Consider the following 22,695-nt stretch of genomic DNA (forward strand, 5'->3'; position numbering starts at 1 on the left):
GTCAATTTATTAGCGTGAATTATGTTCAGTAAATTCATTCGTAGGCCGGTATTTGCCATCGTGATTTCGGTGGTGATTGTGTTCATGGGCGTGCTGGCCATCAAGACCCTGCCCACCTCGCAGTTTCCGGAGATTTCGCCGCCCATGGTAATGGTGAGCTGCGCCTATCCGGGGGCTAGCGCCAAGGTGCTCACCGAGTCGGTACTCATTCCGCTGGAGCAGGCCGTGAATGGCGTGCCGGGCATGAAGTACATGACTTCCGACGCCGTGAGCGCCGGCGAGGCCAACATCCAGATTGTATTCAACCTGGGCACCGACCCCGAGCAGGCGGTAGTAAACGTGAATACCCGCATTGCGCAGGTGGTGAACCGCCTGCCGGTGCTGGTGCAGCGCGAGGGCCTCATTGTGAACCGCGTGGTGCCTAACATGCTGATGTACGTGAACTTGTATAGCAAAGACAAGAACACGGACATGAAGTACCTGTTCAACTACGCCGGGGTGAACATGATACCCGAGATTCAGCGCATCGACGGTATTGGGCGGGCTAGCATCCTGGGTAGCCGGCAGTACGCCATGCGCATCTGGCTGAAGCCTGACCGTATGCGGGCCTACAATATCTCGGCCGACGATGTGATGAAGGCGCTGGGCGACCAGAGCGTAATCGGTTCGCCGGGCCGCATCGGCCGCTCGGATGGCGGCCGTGCCGAAGCGCTGGAATACGTGCTGACGTACCAGGGCCGCTTCAACGACGTGGACCAGTACAAGAACGTCATTCTGAAGGCCAACCCCAATGGCGAGATGCTGCGCCTGAAAGACGTGGCCGATGTGTCGCTAGGGTCGGAATTCTACGACATCTACTCCAACCTCGATGGCTACCCTTCGGCGGCTATCATGCTGAAGCAGACCTACGGTAGCAACGCCAGCGACGTGATTGCCAGCGTAAAGGCCAAACTGCAAGAGCTGAAGAAAACCATGCCGCCCGGCATGGACTACAAAATCAGCTACGACGTGTCGAACTTCCTCGACGCCTCGACCGAGAACGTAATTCACACCCTGCGCGACGCCTTTATTCTGGTGGCCATCGTGGTGTTCCTGTTCCTGGGCGACTGGCGCTCGACGCTCATCCCGATTATTGCCGTGCCGGTGTCGCTCATTGGCGCGTTCACGGCCATGCAGGCATTTGGGTTGACTATCAACATGATTACGCTCTTCGCGCTGGTGCTAGCCATCGGTATTGTGGTGGATGACGCCATTGTGGTGGTGGAAGCCGTGCACGCCAAGATGGAGGAAAAGCACCTCTCGCCTTTTGGCGCGGTACGCGAGGTAATCGGCGAAATCAGCGGCGCCATCATTGCCATCACCATCCTGATGACGGCGGTGTTTGTGCCGGTAGCTTTCATGAGTGGCCCAGTGGGTATTTTCTACCGCCAGTTTTCGATTACGATGGCCACGGCCATTGTGATTTCGGGGGTAGTGGCCCTCACGCTCACGCCGGTGCTGTGCGCTATGATTCTGAAAAACACGCACGGCCAGCCGCGCAAGAAAACGCCCATTAACCGCTTTATTGACTGGTTCAACCGCGGGTTTGAGAAGCTGACTGGCCGCTACACCAACCTATTGGAAAAAGTGGTTGACCGCCGCGTGTTCACCTTCGGTATCCTGATAATTTTCGCGCTCGGCATCTTCGGCATCTCAACCAAGCTGCCGTCAGGCTTCATCCCGGCCGAAGACCAGGGTATGCTTTACGCCATCATTCAGACGCCGCCCGGCTCGACGCTGGAGCGCACCAACGCTATTTCGCAGCGCTTGCAGCAGCTGGCCAAGGACGTGCCGGGCATCGAAAGCATCTCGACCCTAGCTGGCTACGAAGTACTCACCGAAGGCCGCGGCTCGAACGCCGGAACCTGCTTGATTAGCCTCAAGCCCTGGAGCGAGCGCAAGGAGTCTATCCACGACGTGATTGAATCCTTGGAGAAAAAGGCCAAGGAAATCCCCGGCGCGACCATCGAATTCTTCGAGCCGCCGGCAGTGCCGGGCTACGGCGCGGCGGGTGGTTTCCAGCTGCAATTGCTCGACAAAACCAACACCGGTGACTACAAAGCGCTGGAAAAGGTGAACGAGGAATTCATGGCTAACCTGAAAAAGCGCAAGGAGCTGGCCGGCCTGTTTACCTTCTTCTCGGCCAACTACCCGCAGTACGAGCTGAAGATTGACAACGACCTAGCCATGCAAAAGGGCGTGAGCATCGGCAATGCCATGAACACGCTGAGCATCATGATTGGCTCGACCTACGAATTGGGCTTCATCAAGTACCAGCGCTTTTTCAAAGTGTACGTGCAGGCTTCGCCCGAATACCGCCGCCTGCCCGAGGACATCCTGAACATGTGGGTGAAAAACGAGAAGGGCGAGATGGTGCCGTTCTCGGCCTTCATGCACATCGAGAAGACCCAGGGCGCCAACGAAATCAACCGCTACAACATGTACACCACGGCGAGTATCCGGGGCGATGCGGCCCAGGGCTACAGCTCGGGCGAGGCCATCAAGGCGGTGCAGGAAGTGGCGGCTAAGACGCTGCCCCGCGGCTACGACATCGACTGGGGCGGCTTGTCGAAGGACGAGTCGTCGCGCGGCAACGAGGCCATCTACATCTTCCTCATTGTGTTGGCGTTCGTGTACATGGTGCTGGCGGCGCAGTACGAAAGCTTTTTGCTGCCGCTGGCGGTCATCTTCTCGCTGCCGGCCGGCATTTTCGGCGCCTTCCTCTTCATCAAAGTGCTGGGGCTGGCCAACAACATCTACGCCCAGGTGGGCCTCGTGATGTTGGTAGGCTTGCTGGGTAAGAACGCGGTGCTGATTGTGGAGTTTGCGGTGCAGGAGCACGAGCAAGGCATGAGCGTGCGCGCAGCGGCCATTGCCGGCGCCAAGGCCCGTTTCCGCCCCATCCTGATGACCTCGTTTGCCTTCATCGCCGGCCTCATTCCGCTGGTGATTGCCACGGGTGCCGGTGCCATCGGCAACCGCACCATCGGCACGGCGGCGCTAGGGGGTATGCTGTTCGGTACCGTGTTTGGGGTAATTATTGTGCCGGGCCTGTACTACATTTTTGGCACGATGGCCGCCGGCCGCAAGCTGATTGACGACGAAAATGAATATCCGGTCAGCGAGGGTTTTGAGCCGCGCGTTTTAGTCGAAGAAGAAGTAGGAAGTCATGTTTAAAAGACGCCTTTACCAAGGCCTGACCGCCGCCGGCCTCGCGCTGGCGGTGGCAGCTTGTAAAACGCCCGAGTTGGTGCAGCACAACGTGAACCGTGCGGTGCCCGCCACTTATAACAACAGCGCGACCGACACGCTGAGTACCGCTAAGCTGCGCTGGCAGGATTTCTTTAGCGACCCCAACCTGAAGGCGCTGATTGACACGGCCTTGCAACGCAACCAGGAGCTGAACATCACGCGCCAGGAGCTGCAGATTGCCCGCAACGAGGTGCAGATTCGCAAGGGCGAGTACATGCCTTCGGTATCGCTAGGGGCCCGCGCCGACATGGAGAAGCCCGGCCGCTACACGCTGCAAGGCGCTACTGAAGAGGCCATTAATATCCAGCCCGACCGCCGCACGCCCACGCCGCTGGCCAACTACCAGCTAGGCGCCTTTGCCAGCTGGGAGGTGGACATCTGGCACAAGCTGCGCAACGCCCGCAAGTCGGCCGCCACGCGCTACCTGGCGTCGGTCGAGGGCCGGAACTTCACGATAACCAACCTGATTGCCGAAATCGCCAACTCGTACTACGAGCTGCTGGCGCTGGATAATCAGCTGGCTATTATCAGGCAGAACATCGAGATTCGGGAAAACGCCCTGCGCATTGTGCGTCAGGAAAAGGAAAACGCCCGCGTTACCGAGCTGGCCGTGAAGCGTTTCGAGGCCCAGGTGCAGAACACCATCAGCCTGCAATACACCACGCAGCAGCGCATCACCGAAACTGAGAACCGGATTAATTTCCTGCTGGGGCGCTACCCGCAGCCGATTGCCCGCGACGACCAGGCGTTCAACGGCCTGGTGCCGCCGACCATCCAGACGGGCATTCCGGCGCAGCTGCTCAGCAACCGCCCCGACATCCGGCAGGCCGAGCAGCAGCTCGTGGCCGCCAAGCTCGACGTGCAGGTGGCCAGGGCCAATTTTTACCCGTCGCTGGGCATTTCGGGCGGGGTGGGCTTCGAGGCCTTCAAGCCGGGCTTGCTGTTCAATACGCCCGAGTCGATTTTGTACAACCTGGCCGGCGATTTGTCGGCCCCGCTCGTCAACCGCATTGCCATCAAGGCCCTGTATTCTACGGCCAATGCGCTGCAAATTCAGGCGGTGTACAACTACGAGCGCACCGTGCTCAATGCCTATCTGGAGGTATCCAACCAGCTAGCCAACATCAGCAACCTGCAGGGCAGCTACGACGCTAAGCTGAAGGAAGTGCAGGCCCTGAACCAGTCTATCCGCATCTCCAACAGCCTCTTCAAAGCCGTGCGGGCCGACTACACCGAAGTGCTGCTAACCCAGCGCGACGCCCTGGAGTCGAAATTCGACCTGACCGAAACCAAGATGCGGCAGCTCAATGCCACGGTGAACATTTACCGGGCCTTGGGCGGCGGCTGGAACTAGCGCTAGCCCTAACGCGAAACCCCACCCCCGGCCCCTCCCCTTCGGGAGAGGGGCCGGGGGTGGGGTTTTGCGTTAGGCAGCCGCCAGCGCCGGGCGCTGCTTAGGCTTTTTGTGGCGCCGGCCCCACCACAGCACCGCGCCCGTAACGGGCAGGCTAGCCGCGATAAGGCTGACGATGAAGGCGATAACCTTGCCGCCGAGGCCCAGAATGAGGCCGGTGTGCAGGTCGTAGTTCATGTCGGCCAGCTTCTTGCCGTTGCTCTTGCTGTTGTGCAGCTGGGCTAGCAGCAGCTGGCCGGTGCGCGGGTGAAAGCGGTACTCGTCGCGGTGGTAGTAGTGCAGCGACTTGGCGTAGGCGGTGCACCACACCGGCGCAGCAGCATCGGCCGTGGGCCCGATGAGCAGCATCTCGGCCCGGGGCGACTGCTGCCGCATGCGGGCATACGCCACATCGACTACCGGGCTGGCGGGGCGCGCCGTGCGCAGCGTATCGACCTTGGGCTCGGCGTTTTCGGCGGCGATGGAGCGGCCGCCGTTGGCCAGGGCGCCCACGCCCTCCATGAGCCACTCGTAGCTGATGCACAGGCCAGAGAGGGCTAGCACCAGGGCTAGCGCGCTGGCATAGAAGCCCAGCACACTGTGCAGGTCGTAGTTGCGGCGCTTGGGCGAGGCGTCCCACTTCACCGAGAAGCGCTGCTTGCGGGCGGCCTTGTTGCGCGGCCACCACAGCACCAGCCCCGAAAAAAGCATCACTACAAACGTGATAACGGCGATATCGACCACCCACTTGCCGATGGCGGGCGGCAGCAGCAGGTACATGTGCAGGCGCTGCACCAGGGTAAAAAAGTCCGTGCTCAGGTTTTGCACCTTCAGCAGCTGGCCGGTGTAGGGGTTCAGGAAGGCGTAGTACACCTCCTCGCCCTTGCTCAGGTACACGGCCGTGGAGCGGTCGGGGCCGTTGTAGGTGGTCCAGGACGCTACAAAGCCGGGCCTGGCCCGCGCGGCCGTGGCTTGCAGCACCGAGGGCGGCAGCATGGGCCGGGCCTGCACCGCTACCTTGCGCCAGGGCTGGGTCAGGTCCCGGATATCATCCTGAAAGACAAACACCGCGCCCGATAAGCTCACAACGAGCACCACCAGCCCCGAGCCGAGGCCTAGCCACAAGTGCAGCTTGCCGACGAGTTTGCGAAAGGTCATGGGAGAAAGCTAGGGGTAAAAACACGCGTCATCGCGAGCGGCGCGCCGCCACCGCCCCAGCGCAAAACCGTGTGAGCGGTAACGCTACGAGTGATGATTACGCGCCGCCGGCAAAGACAGATGAGGCAGGCTGCGGGCCGGGAGCCTAAAACTTAAGCGCCACCTGCCCGATAATGCTGCGCAGCTTTTGCGGGTTCATGCTGCCGTAGCCAATCCAGTAGTGCGTGTTCGTGAAGTTGTCAGCTTTCACCGAGAGGCGGTAGCGCGGCTGGTCGTAGAATGCGCTGGCATTCAGCACCACAAAGCTTGGTAGCGTAAACTGGCCGAAGTAAGCATCGTTGGTTACCATGTTGTCGCTGGCGTAGTTGCCGCCCGCACCCAGGCCCAGGCCCCGTAGCGGCCCGTTGCTGAGGCGGTAGCTCAGCCACAGGTTGGCTAGTGCCGGCGAGCCGGCGGTGCTAGGGCGGCGGCCCTGCACGTCGGCCGTTGCATTGGTTAGCTCCGAGTGGTTGTAGGCAAAGCCGGCCACCACGTTGAAGCCCGTAAAGGGGTTGGCAATAAGGTCTACTTCTACGCCGCGGCTCACTTGCTCGCCATTTTGCACCTGCGCAAACAGCGCCGCACCCCGGGGGTCGGAATCGGTGCGCAAAATGTTCTTCACGTTGATGTTATACACGCTCAGCGTGGCTGTGAAGCGGCCGCCCAGGCGGTCAAACTTCACGCCGGCCTCCACTTGGTTGGCTTGCTCTAGCTTGGCCGTCAGGGGCGCCGTCAGGGTGTTCGTGGTGGCGTTGTAGCCGTAGTAGGTGCCCCGGTTGGAAAAGGAATTCTGGTAGTTGGCGAATACCGACAGCTGCTCGGGTACCAGCTGGTACACGGCCCCAAACTTGGGCGAGGCCGCCGTCTGGTTGTACCCGGCATTGGCGCCGTCCGCGCCTTTGTTGGCGAAGCGGTCGACCCGCACGGCGGCCAGCACATTGAAGCGGTCGGTCAGGTTCAGCACATCCGACAGGAAGGCGCTGTAGGTATTTGTCTCATTATAAACCGGGTACGTATAGCCCGGAGGCGTAGTGGCGTATAGCCGGCTCATGTTAGCCCCGTTGAAGCTGGCGTAGTTGTAGGTGGGCGAGCTGATGGGCACCTTGGCATACGTGCTGCCGAAGAAGAACTGGTCGTTGCGCACGTGCAGAAAATCTAAGCCCAGCACCACGCGGTTGCGCAGGCTACCCAGCTGGAAATCGCCGTTGAACAGCTGCTGAATTTCCTGCAGGCGGCCGTGGCTGTTGCGGGTCGACTGGTCAGACTGGAGCAGCGAATCCTGGCCGATGCCCCGGCCATTGCCCGTGATGCCGAAATAAGGCCCAAAACCGTCGGAGTAGCTCTGGCTCGACGCGAAATTGGTGGACGAGCGGAAGGCCGGCGACAACTGGTAGTTTACTTGCGCAAACAGATTAGTAGCCCGGCTAGCGGTCCAGAGCCCCTCGCCCGAATACGTTTTGCGGTAGTCGATGGGCAATTCGTCGGCGCGGTTGGTGCCGAGCTGGCTCACCGGCACGTTGGGGAAAAAGAAGGTGCGCCCCGTGGCAGTGGCCCACTGAAACTCCCCATCGAGCGTGATGCTCAGCTTCTCGGTGGGCCGAATAGTGAGGGTAGGCGCCAGGGCATAAGTGCGGCTGAAGCCCACATCCTGAAAGCTCTTCTCGTAGTTCCAGGCCCCGTTTACGCGGAAAAGCACCGTTTTGGCCGCGTTAAGCGGGGTGTTCAAGTCGAGCGTAGCGCGGTTGAAATTATAGCTGCCCCCCGCGTAAGCTACCTGCCCGCCAAAATTGTCGTAAGCCCGCTTGGTTACGCGGTTGAGCAGGCCACCGTAGGAGGTAAGCGAGCTGCCGTAGAGCGTGCCCGACGGCCCTTTGATAACTTCCAGCTTATCGAGGTTAACGGCGTCGATGGTCGTGGCGACGTTGCCCGTCAGGCCATTGCGCAGCTGGGCTTGCGTCACGAAGCCGCGCATGGTGTAGTAGCTGCCGCCGTCGCCGGCGCGGCCCGTCGATTCCCACATGCGCTGGATGCCCGGCACGTTGCGCGTGGCATCGTCGGCCGTAAACACCAGCTGCTCAGTCAGTAGCTCCTTGGTCACGGTGCTGTACACCTGCGGGTTTTCCACGTTTTTGAGCGGCATCTTGGCCACGTCCACGCTGTTGGTGCGGCTGAAGCGGTTGGTACGGTTGCCGCTCACCACTACTTCCTTCAGCTCAGCCGCGCTCTCGGCCAGCGTCACCTTCACCGTGGTCGTTTGCCCGGCCGTCACGGTCACTTGCTGCTCTTCGGTTTTGAGGCCTACCGCCGACACTACCAGCGTGTAGGTGCCCGGCGCCACGCGCCGAATCTGGAAGCGTCCCTGCTCGTCGGTGATATCACCCATCGGCTGGCCCTGTAGGCCTACGCTCACCGCCTCCACAGCTCCGCCGCTGCTATTGGTAATGCGGCCCTGCACGGTGCCAGTGGTTTGGGCCTGGGCCGTTGCGGTCAGTGCGCAGGCGGCTAGCGGAAAGAGAAGGTAGCGGCTACTAGTCATGGGTGTTTATCTATTTAGACAAAATCTAAAGATTACGCAAAGTAACCACCCATAGCAGCCAGCCTCAAAATTTATTTAGAATTAATCCACATAAAAAAAGAGGCCGGTTGTGCTAACCGCCTCTTTTTTAGTGCGCCCTTACCGGCCGGCGCGGGCCTTTTAGCTCAGCTTAAGCTAGGCTGGTCACGGGCCGAATGCCCGCCACAAACTCCCGAATGGCAGCGTCGCGCCCTGCGGCCGGTGTGTTTTGCAAAAGCCGGATAAACGCGCTGCCGATGATGGCGCCGGTAGTGTGCCGGCTGGCCGCCGCGAAGCTGGCCGCATCGCTGATGCCGAAACCCACCAGGGTAGGGTTGCGCAGGCCCAGCGCCCTGGTGCGGCTGAGGTAGGCGTCCACGTCGGCGTTCATGTCGGTTTGGGCGCCGGTGGTGCCGGCAGCGGCCACGAGGTAGATAAAGCCGTCGGCAAGGGCATCGAGCTGGCGCACGCGGGCGGCGCTGGTTTGGGGCGTTACGAGGAACACCACTTGCAGGCCGTATTGGGCAAACAGCGGCCGGTACTCGCGCTCATATACTTCGAGGGGCAGGTCGGGCAAAATCAGGCCATCGACGCCCACGGCCTGGCACTGCTGGCAAAATTTCTCAACCCCAAACTGCACCACCGGGTTGAGGTAGCCCATGAGCAGGATGGGCACCGTAATGCCTTGCTGGCGAATGCCTTGCAGCTGCTCGAAAAGCGTGGCCACGGTCATGCCGTTGTCAAGGGCCTGCTGGTTGCTGCGCTGAATGGTTTCGCCGTCGGCCACTGGGTCGGAGTACGGCATTCCGATTTCGACGAGGTCGGCGCCGGCGTCTTGCAGGGCCTTGAGAATGGGCACGGTGTCATTCAGTTGCGGAAAGCCGGCGGTGAAGTAGACGTTGAGCACGTCCGAGGTTTTGCGTTGGAATAGGTGGGTGAGACGGTTCATGGTAGTAAAGACAGAATAAAATGCGTCTGTCATGCTGAGCTTGTCGAAGCATCTCGCGTGGCATAGTAATTCTCTGCGTTAGCAATGAAGCGAGCGAGATGCTTCGACAAGCTCAGCCTGACAGATGCTGGAAAGGCTAGGCAGCGTATTCGTCCAGGTGCTTGGTATAAGTGGCCAGGTCCTTGTCGCCGCGCCCCGAGAGGCAGACCACTACCACGTCGTCCTTTTTGGCCCCGATAAGCGGCAGGCAGGCTAGCGCGTGGGCCGTTTCGAGGGCCGGAATAATACCTTCGAGGCGGCTGAGCTGGAAGGCCGCATCGAGCGCCGCTTTATCGGTAATGGCCATAAACTCGGCCCGGCCGGTAGCAAACAGCTGCGCGTGCTGCGGCCCGATGCCGGGGTAGTCGAGGCCCGCCGAAATGGAGTAGGGCTCCGTCACCTGGCCGTCCTCGGTCTGCATGAGAATGGTGCTGGCGCCGTGCAAAATACCGGGCTTGCCCAGCGCCGTGGTGGCGGCCGAGTGGCCGGTGTTCACGCCCTGGCCGGCGGCCTCGGCGGCAATCAGGCGCACGCTGGGCTCGTCGAGGTAGTGGTAGAAGGCGCCCGCCGCGTTGGAGCCGCCGCCCACGCAGGCCAGCACAAAATCGGGGGTGGCGCGGCCGGTTTGCTGCAACAGCTGGCTGATGGTTTCGGCCGAAATAACGGATTGAAACCGGGCTACCATATCGGGGTAAGGGTGCGGGCCCACCACCGAGCCGATGATGTAGTGCGTGTCGGTGGGGTTGGAAATCCAGTGGCGCATGGCCTCGTTGGTGGCATCCTTGAGGGTTTTGCTGCCGCTCCTGGCGGGCACCACTTTGGCCCCTAGCATGCGCATACGGTCCACGTTGGGCTTCTGGCGCTCCATGTCAATCTCGCCCATGTACACAATGCACTCCAGGCCCATGAGGGCGCACACCGTGGCGGTAGCTACGCCGTGCTGGCCGGCGCCGGTTTCGGCCACAATGCGCTTCTTGCCCAGGCGCTGGGCCACCAGAATCTGGCCGATGGTGTTGTTGATTTTGTGCGCCCCGGTGTGGCACAAATCCTCGCGCTTGAGGTAGATGGTGGTGCCGATTTCCTGCGACAGCCGCTGGGCCAGAAACAGCGGCGTGGGCCGCCCCACGTAGTCGGTGAGCAGCTGCGTAAACTGGCGCTGAAACTCGGGGTCTTCCGTGATGCGCAGGTAGTTATCGCGCAGCTCCTCCACATTGGGATAAAGCATTTCGGGCACGTAGGCGCCGCCAAAGGTGCCGTAGTAGCCGGCCGCATCTACGCGGTAGGGGGAGGGGGCAGTGAGCGTCATAAAGTAAGTATGAAGTATGAATTAGAAGTTGGCCGGCTGGTTGTGCAGGCGGGCTAGCAGCTGGCCGGTAGCTTCCTCATCTTTGAGGCCGGGCGCAGTTTCGAGCAGGCTGTTAAAGTCGTAGCCTACTAACTGCGGGTGATGAAAGCGCAGCAAATCAGCTACATTGGCCGGACCCAGGCCACCACTCAGCAAAAAGGGCGTAGGGCCGTGGTAGCTGTTCAGCAGCTGCCAGTCGAAGAGGTGGCCATTGCCGCCGGGGTGCTTGCCCTTGGTATCAAACAGGAACAGCTCGCAAGCCGGCGCATAGGCCGCTAGGGTTCCAAAATCAAAGGCAGTATCTACGGCAAAGGCCTTGATTATCCGCAGGCCCTGCTCGCGCACGGCCTGGCAGTAGGCGGGGGTTTCGTGGCCGTGCAGCTGCACGTAATCGAGGCTGTAGTGGGCGGTGGTGGCCAGCAGCTCGGGCAGAGGGGCATCGACAAAAACGCCCACTTTGCAAATCGACTCGGGCAGGCTGCGCAGCATTTCCGTGTCGAGCGCCTCGCCCGCATAGCGTGCCGATTGCTGGTAGAAGATAAACCCCAGAAAATCGGGGTTAAAGTCGGCCACCGCCAGAATATTGGCCGCTTCGCGCATGCCGCAGATTTTGACTTTCATAGTGGCCTAAGAAGTCGGAAGGGCCGCAGATAGTTCGGCCACGAGGCCAGCCAGCGCCGCCGCCGGGTCGGGCGTTTTCATAAACGTTTCGCCGATGAGAAAGCCCTGGTAGCCTGCCTGCCGCAGCGCCGCAATGGTGCTGGCGTGTTGCAGGCCGCTTTCGGCCACCTTCACAAACGTGGAGGGAATGAGGCTGGCCAGCCGCGTCGAGGTGTCTACGTCGGTCACAAACGTGGCCAGGTTGCGGTTATTCACGCCCACCAGGTCCACACTGTTGGCGAGGTGGCTGCGCAGCTCGGCCTCGTCGTGCACCTCCAGCAGCACTTCCAGCCCTAGCGAGTGGGCGTATTTGCTGAGCTGCACCACCTCGGCCGGCGTGAGGCAGGCGGCGATGAGCAAGACAAAATCGGCCCCCAGCGCCCGCGCCTCCGCAATCTGATACTCGCCGATAACAAAATCTTTGCGCAAGATGGGCGTGCCCGGGCACGCCGTGCGGGCCGCCTGCAAGTCGGCGGGCGTGCCGCCAAAAAACGGCTCGTCGGTGAGCACCGACAGGCAGGCCGCGCCCGCCGCCACGTAGCCGGCCGTGGTAGCGCCCGCCTCGGCCGAGCCATTAATAACGCCCTTGGATGGCGACTGCCGCTTGAACTCGGCAATGATGCCCGACGAGCCGGCGGCGGTGAGCGCCGCCCGCGCCGACAGCACCGAGCGGGTAAATAGCGGCGCCTTTTGCAGCTCGGCCAGGGGCGTTTCGGCCTCGCGCCGGGCTACTTCCTGGCGCTTTTCAGCAATTATTTTATCGAGGATGGTCATACTAGCAAGTGGTGTCTACGGTCGTCATGCTGAGCTTGCCCAAGCATCTTGCTCGCACCGTTGAACTGTGTTTGATTACTGCGCCACGCGAGATGCTTCGGCAAGCTCAGCATGACGACCTTATTTGGTTTGCGATAATTAGCCCAGCGCCAACAATTTCTCGAACGCCTGCCGCGCCCGGCCGCTGTCGAGGCTCTCGGCGGCCTGGGCTAGCCCCTCGGCGGCGGTAGCGGCGCGGCCGGCGGTGCGCAGGGCCAGCGCGGCATTGGCCAGCACGGCATTGCGGTGGGCGGCGGGCGCTTCGTTGCGCAAAACCTTTTGGAAAATGGCGGCCGCCTCGGCTACCGTTTCGCCGCCAAACAGCGCCTCGGGCGTGGTGGCCGGCAGGCCCAGGTCGCTAGGGCTCAGCAGCTCCTCGCCCTGGCGGCTGATGAGCTTCACCGGCCCGGTCAGCGAGACTTCGTCGTAGCCATCGAGGCTGTGCACGATGAGAAACTCGCGGCCCGCCTCCTGCTGGTGCAGGTAGGCGTAGAGCCGCGCCAGCTCCAGGCTGAACACGCCCACCAGCTGCAAGCGCGGCCTGGCCGGGTTCACCAGCGGCCCCAGCATGTTGAAGAAGGTTTTGACCCCCAGCTCTTTGCGCAGCGGCGCCACGTTTTTGAGCGCCGGGTGAAACAGCGGCGCGTGCAGAAAGCAGATATTAGCCTCATCGAGCTGGCGCCGCAGGGCGTCGTTATCGGCCGTAAACTTCACGCCCATGTGCTCCAGCACCGTGCTGCTGCCGCTGATGCTCGACACGCCGTGGTTGCCGTGCTTGGCCACCGGCTGCCCCGCGCCGGCCACCACAAACGCCGATAAGGTGGAGATGTTGAAGGTATTGCGGCCGTCGCCGCCGGTGCCGCACACATCCATGGCGTCCACGCCGCCCAGGTCTACGGGGCGGCACAGCTCCAGCAGCGCGTTGCGGAAGCCGGCTAGCTCTTCTACCGTCACGCTGCGCATGAGGTACACGGTGAGGAAGGCGGCAATCTGGGCCGGGTTGTACTGGCCCTGCGCAATGCCCAACACCACGCGGTGCGCCTCATCCTGGGGCAGCGTGCGGTAGGCAAACAGGTGGTTGAGCGTGTCTTTCAAGGAATTATGAATTATAAATCGTTTGTCATTGCGAGGAGGAACGACGAAGCAATCTTTCCTTGTCGTTCGCGGAAGTTGGCCACGCGTGAAGGAAAGATTGCTTCGTCGTTCCTCCTCGCAATGACAGACTAGTTGTTTCTACCCATTGACCCAATTGGCCAGCATGGTTTTGCCATGCTCGGTCAGCACCGACTCGGGGTGAAACTGCACCCCCAGCACGTCGTAGTCGCGGTGGGCGAGGGCCAGCACCTGGCCATTCTCGTCGAGGGCCGTGATGCGCAGCTCGGCCGGCACGCCCTCGGGTGCGATGGTCCAGGAGTGGTAGCGGCCCACGCGCACCTCGTTGGGCACATCGTTGAAGAGGCGGTTATCGGCCGCCGCCGCCGTCTGGTGCAGGGTGTGGGCCACGCCGTGGTGCACCTCGCCGAGGTTGGCCAGCTGGCCACCAAAGGCTTCGCCGATGGCCTGGTGGCCCAGGCACACGCCCAAAATGTGCTTGCTAGGGGCGTAGCGCTTGATAAGCGCGGGCATAATACCCGCCTCGCTCGGAATGCCGGGGCCGGGCGAGAGCAAAATGTGCGAGTAGTTATCGACCTCATCGAGGCTGATTTTATCGTTGCGAAATACGTCTACTTCCTGCCCTAGCTCGCGCAGCATATACACGAGGTTATAGGTGAAGGAGTCGTAGTTGTCGAGAACCAGGATAGCCATTTTATAAAGCTTTTTTGTTAACGGTTGTTATGCTGACGAAGGAAGCATCTTGTCAGAGTAGAGTTAACTAGGCCTGCGAGCACTCAACGAAGCGAGCAAGATGCTTCCTTCGTCAGCATGACAGGCGGTTTTGGGAATGCTTCGTGTTTACACTCGCTCGGCCTGCTGCATTGCGGCGCGTAGCGCGCCCAGCTTGTTGTGCACCTCTTGCAACTCGCTGGCCGGCACCGACTTAGCTACCACGCCCGCGCCGGCCTGGTAATACAGCGTGTTGTCCTTGCTGAGGAAGGTGCGAATCATGATGGCATGATTAAAGTCGCCGCCGAAGTCGAGCGCCCCGATGCAGCCGCCGTAGAAGCCGCGCTGCGTGCTTTCGTATTCATCAATAAGCTGAATGGCGCGGTACTTGGGTGCGCCCGAGAGCGTGCCGGCCGGGAAGGTTTCGCCCACCACATCGAGCGGCTCGGTAGCGGCCCCTAGCTGGCCCACCACTTTAGAAACCAGGTGAATGACGTGCGAGTAGTACTGAATTTCCTTGAAGCGCTCGACCTCCACCACGTCGCAGCGGCGGCTGAGGTCGTTGCGGGCCAGGTCCACGAGCATCACATGCTCGGCGGTTTCCTTGGGGTCGTCGAGCAGCTGCTGGGCTAGCCGGGCATCGGCCGCGTCGTCGCCGGTGCGGCGGAAGGTGCCCGCGATGGGGTAAAGCACCGCCTGGCCTTTGTTCACCACAATCTGCGACTCGGGCGAGGAGCCGAAAATCTTGTAGCTGCCGTAGTCGAAAAAGAACAGGTAGGGCGAGGGGTTGAGCGAGCGCAGCGCCCGGTACACGTTAAACTCATCGCCCTGAAATCCTTGCTGAAAGCGGCGCGAGAGCACAATCTGAAACACGTCGCCGCGCTGGCAGTGGTGCTGCCCCAGCCGGATAAGCTCCAGGTACTGCGCGTCGGTCACGTTCGACGTTTCCTCGCCCGTGAGGTGGAAGCCGTGGGTGGCGAAGTTGCGGTTCTGAATGAGGGTTTCGATGTAGTCGAGCGTATCGGGCGCCGGCGCCTCGCCCTCGGCCAGGTACTGGTGCTCAAATAAATACAGCTCGTCTTTGAAGTGGTTGATGGCAATGACGTAGCGAAACGCCTGGTACACAATGGCCGGTACCGTGCTGTCGGCGGGCTTGTCGCGCAGCGTCACATCCTCAAAATACTGCACCGCCTCGTAGGCCATGTGCCCAAACAAGCCATTGGTGATAAACGGCAGCCCCGACGGCGCGGCCGGCTGAAAGCTAGCCCGAAACGCCCGCAGGTGGGCTAGCGCCTGGCGCGGGTCGGCCAGAACTTCGGTGCTGGCGGGCTGGCCCGGGCGCTGAGTTGTGAGTTGGTTCTTATCCAACTCAAAGCGTGCTACCGGGCTGAAGCACAGGTACGAAAAGCTGTTATTGTTGCCGTGGTAGTCGGAGCTTTCGAGCAGCAACGTACCCACAAATTGGTCGCGCAGGCGCAAATACAGGCTCACTGGCGTGAGGGTATCGGCCAGCAGGCGCCGGTGGCGGCTGTGCACGATGGTGGCGGAAGGAGTGGCGGTAGCGGCCGACATGGCAAAGAAAACGGAAAGACAAGGACAACAAAAAAGCCCGCTGCGGTGAGCAGCGGGCTTGGAGAAACGCTAGGGGTTCAACCAACTATAATGCCTAATGCTCAGCCTCTTGGGAAGGTTGAGTGCCACCAGCTTTGCGAAACGGTTGCGAAGAAAGACATTACGTGGGAGTCGGTTTGCGGGGGCAAAGGAACGACGCTTTTGAGAAAAAGCAAATTTTTAAGGCGAAAATCTTTGGTGCCCGCCGTGCGGCGTTGCCACTGCGAACAGTAAAGAGACGCACGGATTCACCGCAGCTAGTCGAGGCCAGCCAGGCGGGTTTCTTCCGGGGCCAGCGCTACTAAGCCTTGCTTATAGAGCGAGCCCAACGCCTTTTTGAAGACCTTTTTGCTGATACCCAGGCGGCGGTACACATCGTCGGCCAGGCTCTTATCGCCCAGGGGCAGGCGGCCGTCGGGGCGCTGGCGCAGGGCAGCCAGCACGAGGTTAGCCGCAGTTTCGACCTCATCGTAGCCAGCTTGGCCGAGGCGCACATCGAGCTTGCCATCGGGCCGAACCTGGCGCAGGTGGGCGGGTAGCAGCTCGCCCACGCGCAGCGGCCTAAAAACTTCATTATGATAGAGTAAGCCCAAGTGCGTGCCGTTTACAATAACGGAGTAGCCTAGCGGTGTTTCCTCGGCAATGAGCACCTGCACGGCCTCGCCCACGGCCCCTGCAAACGGCTCGGGACTGAGAAACTTTTGCCACTTGGCCGAAGCCACGAGGCGGTCAGTAGCCTCGTCGAGGTACACGTACACGAGCACCCGCTCGCCCACGCGCACTGCCTGGCGCTGGTTGGCGTGGGGCAGCAGCAGGTCTTTTTCGAGGCCCCAGTCGAGGAAAGCGCCGGGTGGGCCCACGTCGCGCACGGTGAGGGCGGCAAAGCTATCGACCACGGCCAGCGGCTCCAGGGTGGTGGCAATAAGGCGGTCCTCGGAGTCGCGGTACACGAACACCCGAATAACGTCGCCCACGTGCGCGCCCACCGGGCGGTACTTCTCGGGCAGCAGTAGGTCGCCGTCGTCGCTGGTCAGGTAAAAGCCAATGCTGACTTCGCGGGCTATTTCGAGGTCATTAAAATCGCCGAGGCGCATAGGAGGGAGGCGGCAGGCGCCCGAGGTTAAGGAAGGCGAAGGTAGGGCGCAGAAATATTGCCCGGAGAGGACAATCCGAAAAGAAGATTTTTTAGTATAATCAAAAGAATCGGTTGGGCTAGCGGAAAAATAATATTACAGACCCACCCAGGCGTCGTAAATTTGAACAGCTAGAACTCTATTGTTGACCACCTATTATACCATACTGATTATGAGTATTCGATACGCTTGGGTAGTAGTAATAGCGGGCCTTGGGCTGCCGGGCTTAGCCGTGGCCCAAGGGCCTGGCCGGGCCAGCTTAGCTGCGGTAGTGGCCCCTAGTGCAGCTTCCAGTGGGGGAAATGGCAAAGCCAGCGCGGCGCCTACGCAGGCATTCAGCCCCGACTCCATATTCGTAAACCCCGATGTGCGGCCGCAGTTTGCCGGGGGCGACGCGGCGCTGGCGGCCTACATGGCCAAGAATATGCGCTACCCCGAAGCCGCGCGCCTGAAGAAGACCACGGGCAAGGTGTATATACGTTTTGTCCTAAGTGCCGCCGGCCGCGTTACCGATGCCTCGCTGGTGCGCGGCCCCGGCAGCGGCCTCAACGAAGAGGCCCTGCGCCTGGTGTGGCTGATGCCGCCCTGGCAGCCGGGCTACCAGCGCGGCCAAGCCGTGCGCGTGGTGTGCACCATGCCCATTGAGTTTCAGCTGTGAGAGTTGGTTAGAAAGTGTCAGTTGTTGAGTGCCAGTTATTAAAAAGCTGCCCTGTTTCAACAATTAATACTTAACAACTGCCACATACTAGCCCACCTACTGATACCCATACTGCACCACGCTGGGCTGGCCAAAGCTGAAATCGGAGAAATTATACGAGTCGCGGTTGCTCTCAAACAGGCGCGTGCCATTGGCGTTGAGCTGGCCGCGCGGGTAGTAGCCCAGCAGAATCTGGAAGGTGCGCAGCACCGTCAGCTCGTTGCGGAAGCGCAAACCCAGGCCGAAGCCCGTGTAGGGTGCATCGCCGCCGAAGGGCGAGCCGCCCCCGATGCGCTCGTTTACCACGGCCATATCGGCAAAGGCGAGGATGGCCACCCGGAAACCCAGCAGCGAAAGCGGCGTGTACACGGTGCCCTCGTAGTTGGCCAGCAGGCGGCTGGTGGCCAGTATCTGGCCGGTGGGCTGAAAGCCGCGCACGCCGTCGGGGTTGCTGTTGATGCCCGAGAGCAGCACCTCGGCCGGGTAGCGGTTGAAGCCCGCCGTAACGCGGGTGCTCAGCAGGTGGCGGCTCTGGTAGTTGCCCATGCGGTAGCGCCGCGTGAAGTACAGAAACTGCCCGCTCAGCAGGCCCTGCTCCCAGCCGCCATCGTTCACGCGCTGAAACGTGCCAAAGTCGAGGCTGCCGTAGAGATAGCCCTGGCGCTCGGAGTAGCCAGCCGCCGCAATGCGGGCATCAACGTAGCGGCGCGGGCCCGACGTATTATTCTCAAGCCCCGCCGTGAGGCTGAGCAGCGTGCCGGCCGGCACGTCTTCGGTACGGCCAAAGCCAAAGAGGTACTTATCCTTGTAGTAGCGGCGCACCGAGTAGCCCACCGCCCCTAGCACCAGGGTACGGGTGCGGTCGTCGGGGCTGCCGGCGGGGTTTTCGGGGGTAGCGGTGGGGTTGGTGGTGTGGTTTTCGTGGGCCACGCTGGCCGCCACAATGAGGCGGCCGGGGTTCTCGTAGCCCAGGTCGTAGGAGCGCAGTCGGAAGGCGCGACCTACCCACAGGCTCTGGCTGGTGAAGGAGCGCACCCGAAAGTTAGGCAGCTGGTTGGGCAAAGGGGGCGCGTCGCGGGGCAGCACAATGCGCAGGTTGTTTACATCGGCCGTAAAAGCGCCGGCCCAGCGGGCGCTGGGGGAGTAGAAGTCGCGCCGCACCGACAGGCCGCCCGAGTGCGACTCAAACTCGTTGAAATAATGCCCCTCGGCGTACACGAAGTTGCGAAACGGCACCCGGTAGTTGGCCTCGTAGCCCCAGGTCTGGGGCAAGTCGCGGCCGTATTGGTAGCGGTTGTCGAGGCGGTGGCCCAGCCCCAGAAAATTCTGGTCGCCGAGCGTCACGATGGCCTGGTTGGGGCCGCCGCGCAGCTCGTAGCCCGCCGTAATGCTGAATACATCGGTGGTATAGACCTGAATGTCCACGCTGTCGCGGGTGGCAGTGCGCTCGTTCACGAGCACCCTGGCGTCCAGAATCTCATCGGTTTGGCGCAGCAGGCGCTCGCTTTCGGCCAGAGCCTGGGGCAGCAGCGGCTGGCCCGGCCGAAACAGCAGCACCTGCCGGATGCGCGAGCGCGCCGTGCGGATGTGCAGCGCATTGCCCGACTTTTCGAGAAAGGTGCGCGGCTGGCGCAGCGAGTCGTTGAGGCTGTAGCCAAAGGCATCGAAAGGCGTGATAGTGACGCGGCGCACAATCTTGAAATTGTGCTGGTCGAACTGCCGGTTCAGCAGCACCGCGTCGAGGCCGTGGTCTTCTTCCCGCGGCTTGGTAAGCCGGAAAAAAGCCTGCAATGCCTTGCCCATAATGGTTTTGCGCTGCGTGTAGCGCTGCAAGCTCAGGCGCACGCGCTCCTCGTCGAAGCGCCGGCCCAGCGAGTCGGCGGGCGGGCCAGTGGTGCCCCGGGCCGCGTGCAGCGAATCGGGCGGCACGGCCGCGCGCGGGCTAAAGGTCGGCGTTTGGGCCTGCGCACGGGCTAGCCCGCCAAGCAGCAGCCAGCCAAGCAACACCAATAAGCGACGGGCAGAAATAGTAAGCATCGGGCGCAGCAGCACTACGCGCAAGATACGGCGCCGGGGTGAGGTTTGGGGTGCTACGGGCCTGGCTAGGTGCCGGAAGAAGTAAGCCGGACAGGAAACTTTTTCTAAAAAAATTAGCTTATCAAAAGCTTGCTCATCTCAATAGCCAGCGCTACTTTTACCCCCGCTAACCCCCTTCGCTAACATGAACGAGCGCATTCAGGAAAAGCTAAGCATCTTAGCCGACGCCGCCAAGTACGACGTGTCGTGCAGCAGCAGCGGCGGCAAGCGCAAAAACGAGCAAAAAGGCCTCGGCAACGCCGAGGGCATGGGCATTTGCCACAGCTTTACCGAGGATGGCCGCTGCGTGAGCCTGCTGAAAATTCTGCTCACCAACCATTGCATCTTCGACTGTGCCTACTGCGTGTCGCGCCGCTCGAACGATGTGAAGCGCGCCGCCTTCACGGTGGAGGAAGTAGTGGATTTGACCATCAACTTTTACCGCCGCAACTACATTGAGGGGTTATTTTTGAGTAGCGGCATTTTCTCCTCGCCTGATTACACCATGGAGCGCCTCGTGCGCATTGTGCGCACGCTGCGCACCGAGCACAATTTCAACGGCTACATCCACGTCAAAACCATTCCGGGCGCCTCGCCCGAGCTGATTGCCGAAGCCGGCCTCTATGCCGACCGCCTGAGCGTGAACATTGAATTGCCTTCGGAGCTGGCCTTGCAAAACCTGGCGCCGGAGAAAAACTACGCTGAAATTCTGACCCCGATGGGCCAGATTCGGGATGGCATTATTCAGAACAAGGAGGAAAAGGCGCTCTTCAAGAAAGTGCCGCAGTTTGCTACCGCCGGCCAAAGCACGCAGCTCATTGTGGGGGCTAGCGACGAGAACGACCTGCAGATTATCAAGCTCTCGGATAGCCTCTACCAAGGCTATGGCCTGAAGCGCGTGTACTACTCGGGCTACGTGCCCATTACCGACGATGCACGCCTGCCGCAGGTGACCCAGCCGCCGCTGGTGCGCGAGCACCGCCTGTACCAAACCGACTGGCTGATGCGCTTTTACGGCTTCGAGGCCGACGAAATACTCGACCCTGCGCACCCGTACCTCGACCTCGAAATTGACCCCAAGCTGGCCTGGGCGCTGCGCAACCGCCACCTGTTTCCGGTGGATGTGAACGTGGCCGACCGGGCCATGATACTGCGCATTCCGGGCGTAGGCGCCCGCTCGGCCGAGCGCATTGTGCAAGCCCGGCGCTTCACGAGCCTCACGGCCGAGCACCTTATCCAGTTTGGGGTGGTGATGAAGCGGGCCAAGCACTTTCTCACGGCTAGGGGCATGGCGCCGGCCCGGCTGGGCGAGCTGGATGCGCAGGCCGTGCGCCGCCAGATTTTGTTCGGGGGCAAGGCTTCGCGCTCGGCCCTAATTACGCAGCAGCTCGATTTATTTGCCACTGCCAGCTAGGGCGGTGGGCGGCGCAGGGCCGGCCATCCGTCGAGTAAACCAGGTTGAAACAGGTAAGTAGTTGGTACTTCGGGCCAACCCTTTTTGCGCCCGATGGCTTTTGTCTCTATGAAAAATTACGTGTTTGCCGCCCTGGCCCTCGGGGCTACCAGCTGCCTGAATGTGGGCCCCGACACCTGCAATACCACCCTGCTGACGCCCGTAACGAGCGTGAGCGGCCCCAAAACGATTGCCGTCAACCAGCCGGCCGTGTACTCGCTTGTTTATGCGCCGGCCGGCGGCTGCGGCACGCTGGCCAACGTAGCGGAACAAGCTGCCGGCAACGTCCGCGCGGTGAGCGTCAATGTCAACTACGCCAGCTGCACCTGCGCCACAACAGCCACCCTGGCCCAGGCTACCTACACATTTCAGCCCAGCCAGGCTGGCACGTACTACCTCAAGTTTGTGGGCAATAACAGCTACCTCATCGATACGCTGGTGGTGCAGTAGCCACCCGCGCTAGGCTGCCGGGGGCGGTTGCGCCCGGAATTTCAACTGGTTCATTTTCACTCATGAAAATCACCCATCGCGCACTCGCCGACGCGTCGGCACCCGTTAGTATCGCGGCCGAACCGGCGGGCAGTTCTGCTGCCCTAGCGGGTAGCCCCGACAAGGCCCCGCGCTTGTCGTGCTGCTGCCGCATTTCGGAGCTGCTGCCGCTGGTGCGCCAGCTGCACGATGCCGCCCGCGCCGCCCGGCAGGCCAGCGAGGCTCAGCCCGGCGTGGCCGCCTGAGAAGCTTCACAACCTTTGGCCCAGCGGCTAGGGTATAAGCACCATGCAGTACCCGCTTACGCACCACTACGTGCCCACCAATGGCCTGCGGCTGCACGTGGGGCAGGCTGGCCCGGCCGATGGCCCGCTCGTGGTGCTCCTGCACGGCTTTCCTGAGTATTGGGCCAGTTGGCGGGCGCAGCTGGGGGCACTCGCAGCCGCTGGCTACCGCGTGTGGGCCCCCGACCAGCGCGGCTACAACCTGAGCGATAAGCCGCTGGGTATCGCATCCTACGCCTTGCCGACCCTGGCGGCCGACGTTATAGGCCTGCTCGATGCGGCGGGCGTGGCGCAAGCCAGCATCATTGGCCACGACTGGGGCGGTATTGTGGCGTGGTACCTAGCTGCGCATTACCCTAGCCGGGTGGCGTGCACCACCATCATCAATGTACCGCACCCGGCCGTGGTGCTGCCCAATCTCTGGCGGGTGCCGGGCCAGCTGGCGCGCAGTTGGTACATCGCCTTTTTCCAGCTGCCGGGGCTGCCCGAGCGCCTGGCGCGGCGGCGCAACTGGCGCTTTGGCGAGCAAGCGCTGCGGGGCACCAGCCGGCCTGGCACCTTCAGCGCCGCCGAGGTGGCGCGCTACAAGGTGGCCTGGGCGCAGCCCGGCGCGCTCACGGCTATGCTCAACTGGTACCGGGCGCTGCGGCTGCCTGCTGCGGGGCCGTGGCCGCGCATTCGGGGGGCGGTGCAGATTATCTGGGGCCGGCACGATGCTTTTCTGGATGCCCGGCTAGCCCGGCTCAGCCTGCGCGAGTGCGCGCACGGCCAATTGCACTACTTCCCGCACGCTACCCACTGGGTGCAGCTCGAAGAAGCGGCGGCAGTGAACGACCTGCTTTTAAAATTCTTAGCCCAGCCTTTGCCGGCTAGCGCCTGATTAACAG

The 22,695-nt window shown here is 61.7% G+C and carries 18 protein-coding genes; 7 read left to right on the plus strand and 11 right to left on the minus strand.

The genetic code is table 11. The features are described 5' to 3' along the window. The first annotated feature begins 21 nt into the window (after positions 1-21). Entirely contained in the window at positions 22-3,216 is a 3,195-nt protein-coding gene (locus Q5H89_RS10710) for an efflux RND transporter permease subunit (protein WP_305019304.1), read from the plus strand. Then, positions 3,209-4,645 (plus strand): TolC family protein, encoded by a 1,437-nt coding sequence (locus Q5H89_RS10715; RefSeq protein WP_305019305.1) that lies wholly within the window; start codon positions 3,209-3,211, stop codon positions 4,643-4,645. Before Q5H89_RS10710 ends, Q5H89_RS10715 begins: the two co-directional genes overlap by 8 nt. Before the next feature lie 72 nt (positions 4,646-4,717). On the opposite strand, the gene Q5H89_RS10720 is transcribed toward Q5H89_RS10715, so the two are convergent. The 10 genes from Q5H89_RS10720 to Q5H89_RS10765 all read right to left on the minus strand — a co-directional run bounded on the left by Q5H89_RS10720 (position 4,718) and on the right by Q5H89_RS10765 (position 16,770). Further along, a complete protein-coding gene (locus Q5H89_RS10720; RefSeq protein ID WP_305019306.1) occupies positions 4,718-5,842 on the minus strand; it encodes a PepSY-associated TM helix domain-containing protein in 1,125 nt (374 codons plus the stop codon). Positions 5,843-5,987: 145 nt separating this feature from the next. Then, positions 5,988-8,417 (minus strand): TonB-dependent receptor, encoded by a 2,430-nt coding sequence (locus tag Q5H89_RS10725; protein WP_305019307.1) that lies wholly within the window; start codon positions 8,415-8,417, stop codon positions 5,988-5,990. Between the two features lie 169 nt (positions 8,418-8,586). Beyond that, positions 8,587-9,384: a tryptophan synthase subunit alpha gene (trpA, locus tag Q5H89_RS10730; protein ID WP_305019308.1), complete on the minus strand. Its 798-nt coding sequence runs from the start codon at positions 9,382-9,384 to the stop codon at positions 8,587-8,589. A gap of 136 nt (positions 9,385-9,520) precedes the next feature. Continuing rightward, positions 9,521-10,729, minus strand: a complete 1,209-nt coding sequence (trpB, locus tag Q5H89_RS10735; RefSeq protein WP_305019309.1) for a tryptophan synthase subunit beta — start codon at positions 10,727-10,729, stop codon at positions 9,521-9,523. A 21-nt stretch (positions 10,730-10,750) separates the two neighbouring features. Beyond that, positions 10,751-11,389, minus strand: coding sequence for a phosphoribosylanthranilate isomerase (locus tag Q5H89_RS10740; RefSeq protein ID WP_305019310.1), 639 nt, complete (start codon positions 11,387-11,389; stop codon positions 10,751-10,753). A gap of 6 nt (positions 11,390-11,395) precedes the next feature. Continuing rightward, complete coding sequence (trpC, locus tag Q5H89_RS10745; RefSeq protein ID WP_305019311.1) at positions 11,396-12,202, minus strand: indole-3-glycerol phosphate synthase TrpC; 807 nt, start codon at positions 12,200-12,202, stop codon at positions 11,396-11,398. Positions 12,203-12,340: 138 nt separating this feature from the next. After that, positions 12,341-13,336 (minus strand): anthranilate phosphoribosyltransferase, encoded by a 996-nt coding sequence (gene trpD / locus Q5H89_RS10750; RefSeq protein ID WP_305019312.1) that lies wholly within the window; start codon positions 13,334-13,336, stop codon positions 12,341-12,343. 138 nt (positions 13,337-13,474) lie between these two features. Then, on the minus strand, positions 13,475-14,047 hold the full coding sequence (locus tag Q5H89_RS10755; RefSeq protein WP_305019313.1) for an anthranilate synthase component II: 573 nt from the start codon (positions 14,045-14,047) through the stop codon (positions 13,475-13,477). 147 nt (positions 14,048-14,194) lie between these two features. After that, positions 14,195-15,637, minus strand: coding sequence for an anthranilate synthase component I family protein (locus Q5H89_RS10760; RefSeq protein WP_305019314.1), 1,443 nt, complete (start codon positions 15,635-15,637; stop codon positions 14,195-14,197). Positions 15,638-15,933: 296 nt separating this feature from the next. After that, on the minus strand, positions 15,934-16,770 hold the full coding sequence (locus tag Q5H89_RS10765) for a CvfB family protein (protein WP_305019315.1): 837 nt from the start codon (positions 16,768-16,770) through the stop codon (positions 15,934-15,936). A 211-nt stretch (positions 16,771-16,981) separates the two neighbouring features. On the opposite strand from Q5H89_RS10765, the gene Q5H89_RS10770 reads away from it, so the two are divergent. Next, on the plus strand, positions 16,982-17,467 hold the full coding sequence (locus Q5H89_RS10770; RefSeq protein WP_305019316.1) for an energy transducer TonB: 486 nt from the start codon (positions 16,982-16,984) through the stop codon (positions 17,465-17,467). Positions 17,468-17,563: 96 nt separating this feature from the next. On the opposite strand, the gene Q5H89_RS10775 is transcribed toward Q5H89_RS10770, so the two are convergent. Beyond that, positions 17,564-19,543, minus strand: a complete 1,980-nt coding sequence (locus Q5H89_RS10775; RefSeq protein ID WP_305019317.1) for a hypothetical protein — start codon at positions 19,541-19,543, stop codon at positions 17,564-17,566. 184 nt (positions 19,544-19,727) lie between these two features. Between Q5H89_RS10775 and Q5H89_RS10780 the strand changes: the two genes are divergently transcribed. The 4 genes from Q5H89_RS10780 to Q5H89_RS10795 all read left to right on the plus strand — a co-directional run bounded on the left by Q5H89_RS10780 (position 19,728) and on the right by Q5H89_RS10795 (position 22,688). Further along, the gene (locus Q5H89_RS10780; RefSeq protein ID WP_305019318.1) at positions 19,728-20,996 is read left to right on the plus strand and encodes a putative DNA modification/repair radical SAM protein; all 1,269 of its coding nucleotides are present in this window, start codon (positions 19,728-19,730) and stop codon (positions 20,994-20,996) included. 108 nt (positions 20,997-21,104) lie between these two features. Then, a complete protein-coding gene (locus tag Q5H89_RS10785; protein ID WP_305019319.1) occupies positions 21,105-21,485 on the plus strand; it encodes a hypothetical protein in 381 nt (126 codons plus the stop codon). Between the two features lie 62 nt (positions 21,486-21,547). Next, positions 21,548-21,769 (plus strand): hypothetical protein, encoded by a 222-nt coding sequence (locus Q5H89_RS10790; protein ID WP_305019320.1) that lies wholly within the window; start codon positions 21,548-21,550, stop codon positions 21,767-21,769. 43 nt (positions 21,770-21,812) lie between these two features. After that, entirely contained in the window at positions 21,813-22,688 is an 876-nt protein-coding gene (locus tag Q5H89_RS10795; RefSeq protein ID WP_305019321.1) for an alpha/beta fold hydrolase, read from the plus strand. The last annotated feature ends 7 nt before the right edge of the window (positions 22,689-22,695 follow it).

The organism is Hymenobacter cheonanensis, from assembly GCF_030581075.1.
GTDB lineage: Bacteria > Bacteroidota > Bacteroidia > Cytophagales > Hymenobacteraceae > Hymenobacter.

Coding starts and splice junctions, on each gene's coding strand:
- Q5H89_RS10710 (WP_305019304.1), top strand. CDS start 22: ATGTTCAGTAAATTCATTCGTAGGCCGGTATTTGCCATCGTGATTTCG.
- Q5H89_RS10715 (WP_305019305.1), top strand. CDS start 3,209: ATGTTTAAAAGACGCCTTTACCAAGGCCTGACCGCCGCCGGCCTCGCG.
- Q5H89_RS10720 (WP_305019306.1), bottom strand. CDS start 5,842: ATGACCTTTCGCAAACTCGTCGGCAAGCTGCACTTGTGGCTAGGCCTC.
- Q5H89_RS10725 (WP_305019307.1), bottom strand. CDS start 8,417: ATGACTAGTAGCCGCTACCTTCTCTTTCCGCTAGCCGCCTGCGCACTG.
- trpA (WP_305019308.1), bottom strand. CDS start 9,384: ATGAACCGTCTCACCCACCTATTCCAACGCAAAACCTCGGACGTGCTC.
- trpB (WP_305019309.1), bottom strand. CDS start 10,729: ATGACGCTCACTGCCCCCTCCCCCTACCGCGTAGATGCGGCCGGCTAC.
- Q5H89_RS10740 (WP_305019310.1), bottom strand. CDS start 11,389: ATGAAAGTCAAAATCTGCGGCATGCGCGAAGCGGCCAATATTCTGGCG.
- trpC (WP_305019311.1), bottom strand. CDS start 12,202: ATGACCATCCTCGATAAAATAATTGCTGAAAAGCGCCAGGAAGTAGCC.
- Q5H89_RS10755 (WP_305019313.1), bottom strand. CDS start 14,047: ATGGCTATCCTGGTTCTCGACAACTACGACTCCTTCACCTATAACCTC.
- Q5H89_RS10760 (WP_305019314.1), bottom strand. CDS start 15,637: ATGTCGGCCGCTACCGCCACTCCTTCCGCCACCATCGTGCACAGCCGC.
- Q5H89_RS10765 (WP_305019315.1), bottom strand. CDS start 16,770: ATGCGCCTCGGCGATTTTAATGACCTCGAAATAGCCCGCGAAGTCAGC.
- Q5H89_RS10770 (WP_305019316.1), top strand. CDS start 16,982: ATGAGTATTCGATACGCTTGGGTAGTAGTAATAGCGGGCCTTGGGCTG.
- Q5H89_RS10775 (WP_305019317.1), bottom strand. CDS start 19,543: ATGCTTACTATTTCTGCCCGTCGCTTATTGGTGTTGCTTGGCTGGCTG.
- Q5H89_RS10780 (WP_305019318.1), top strand. CDS start 19,728: ATGAACGAGCGCATTCAGGAAAAGCTAAGCATCTTAGCCGACGCCGCC.
- Q5H89_RS10785 (WP_305019319.1), top strand. CDS start 21,105: ATGAAAAATTACGTGTTTGCCGCCCTGGCCCTCGGGGCTACCAGCTGC.
- Q5H89_RS10790 (WP_305019320.1), top strand. CDS start 21,548: ATGAAAATCACCCATCGCGCACTCGCCGACGCGTCGGCACCCGTTAGT.
- Q5H89_RS10795 (WP_305019321.1), top strand. CDS start 21,813: ATGCAGTACCCGCTTACGCACCACTACGTGCCCACCAATGGCCTGCGG.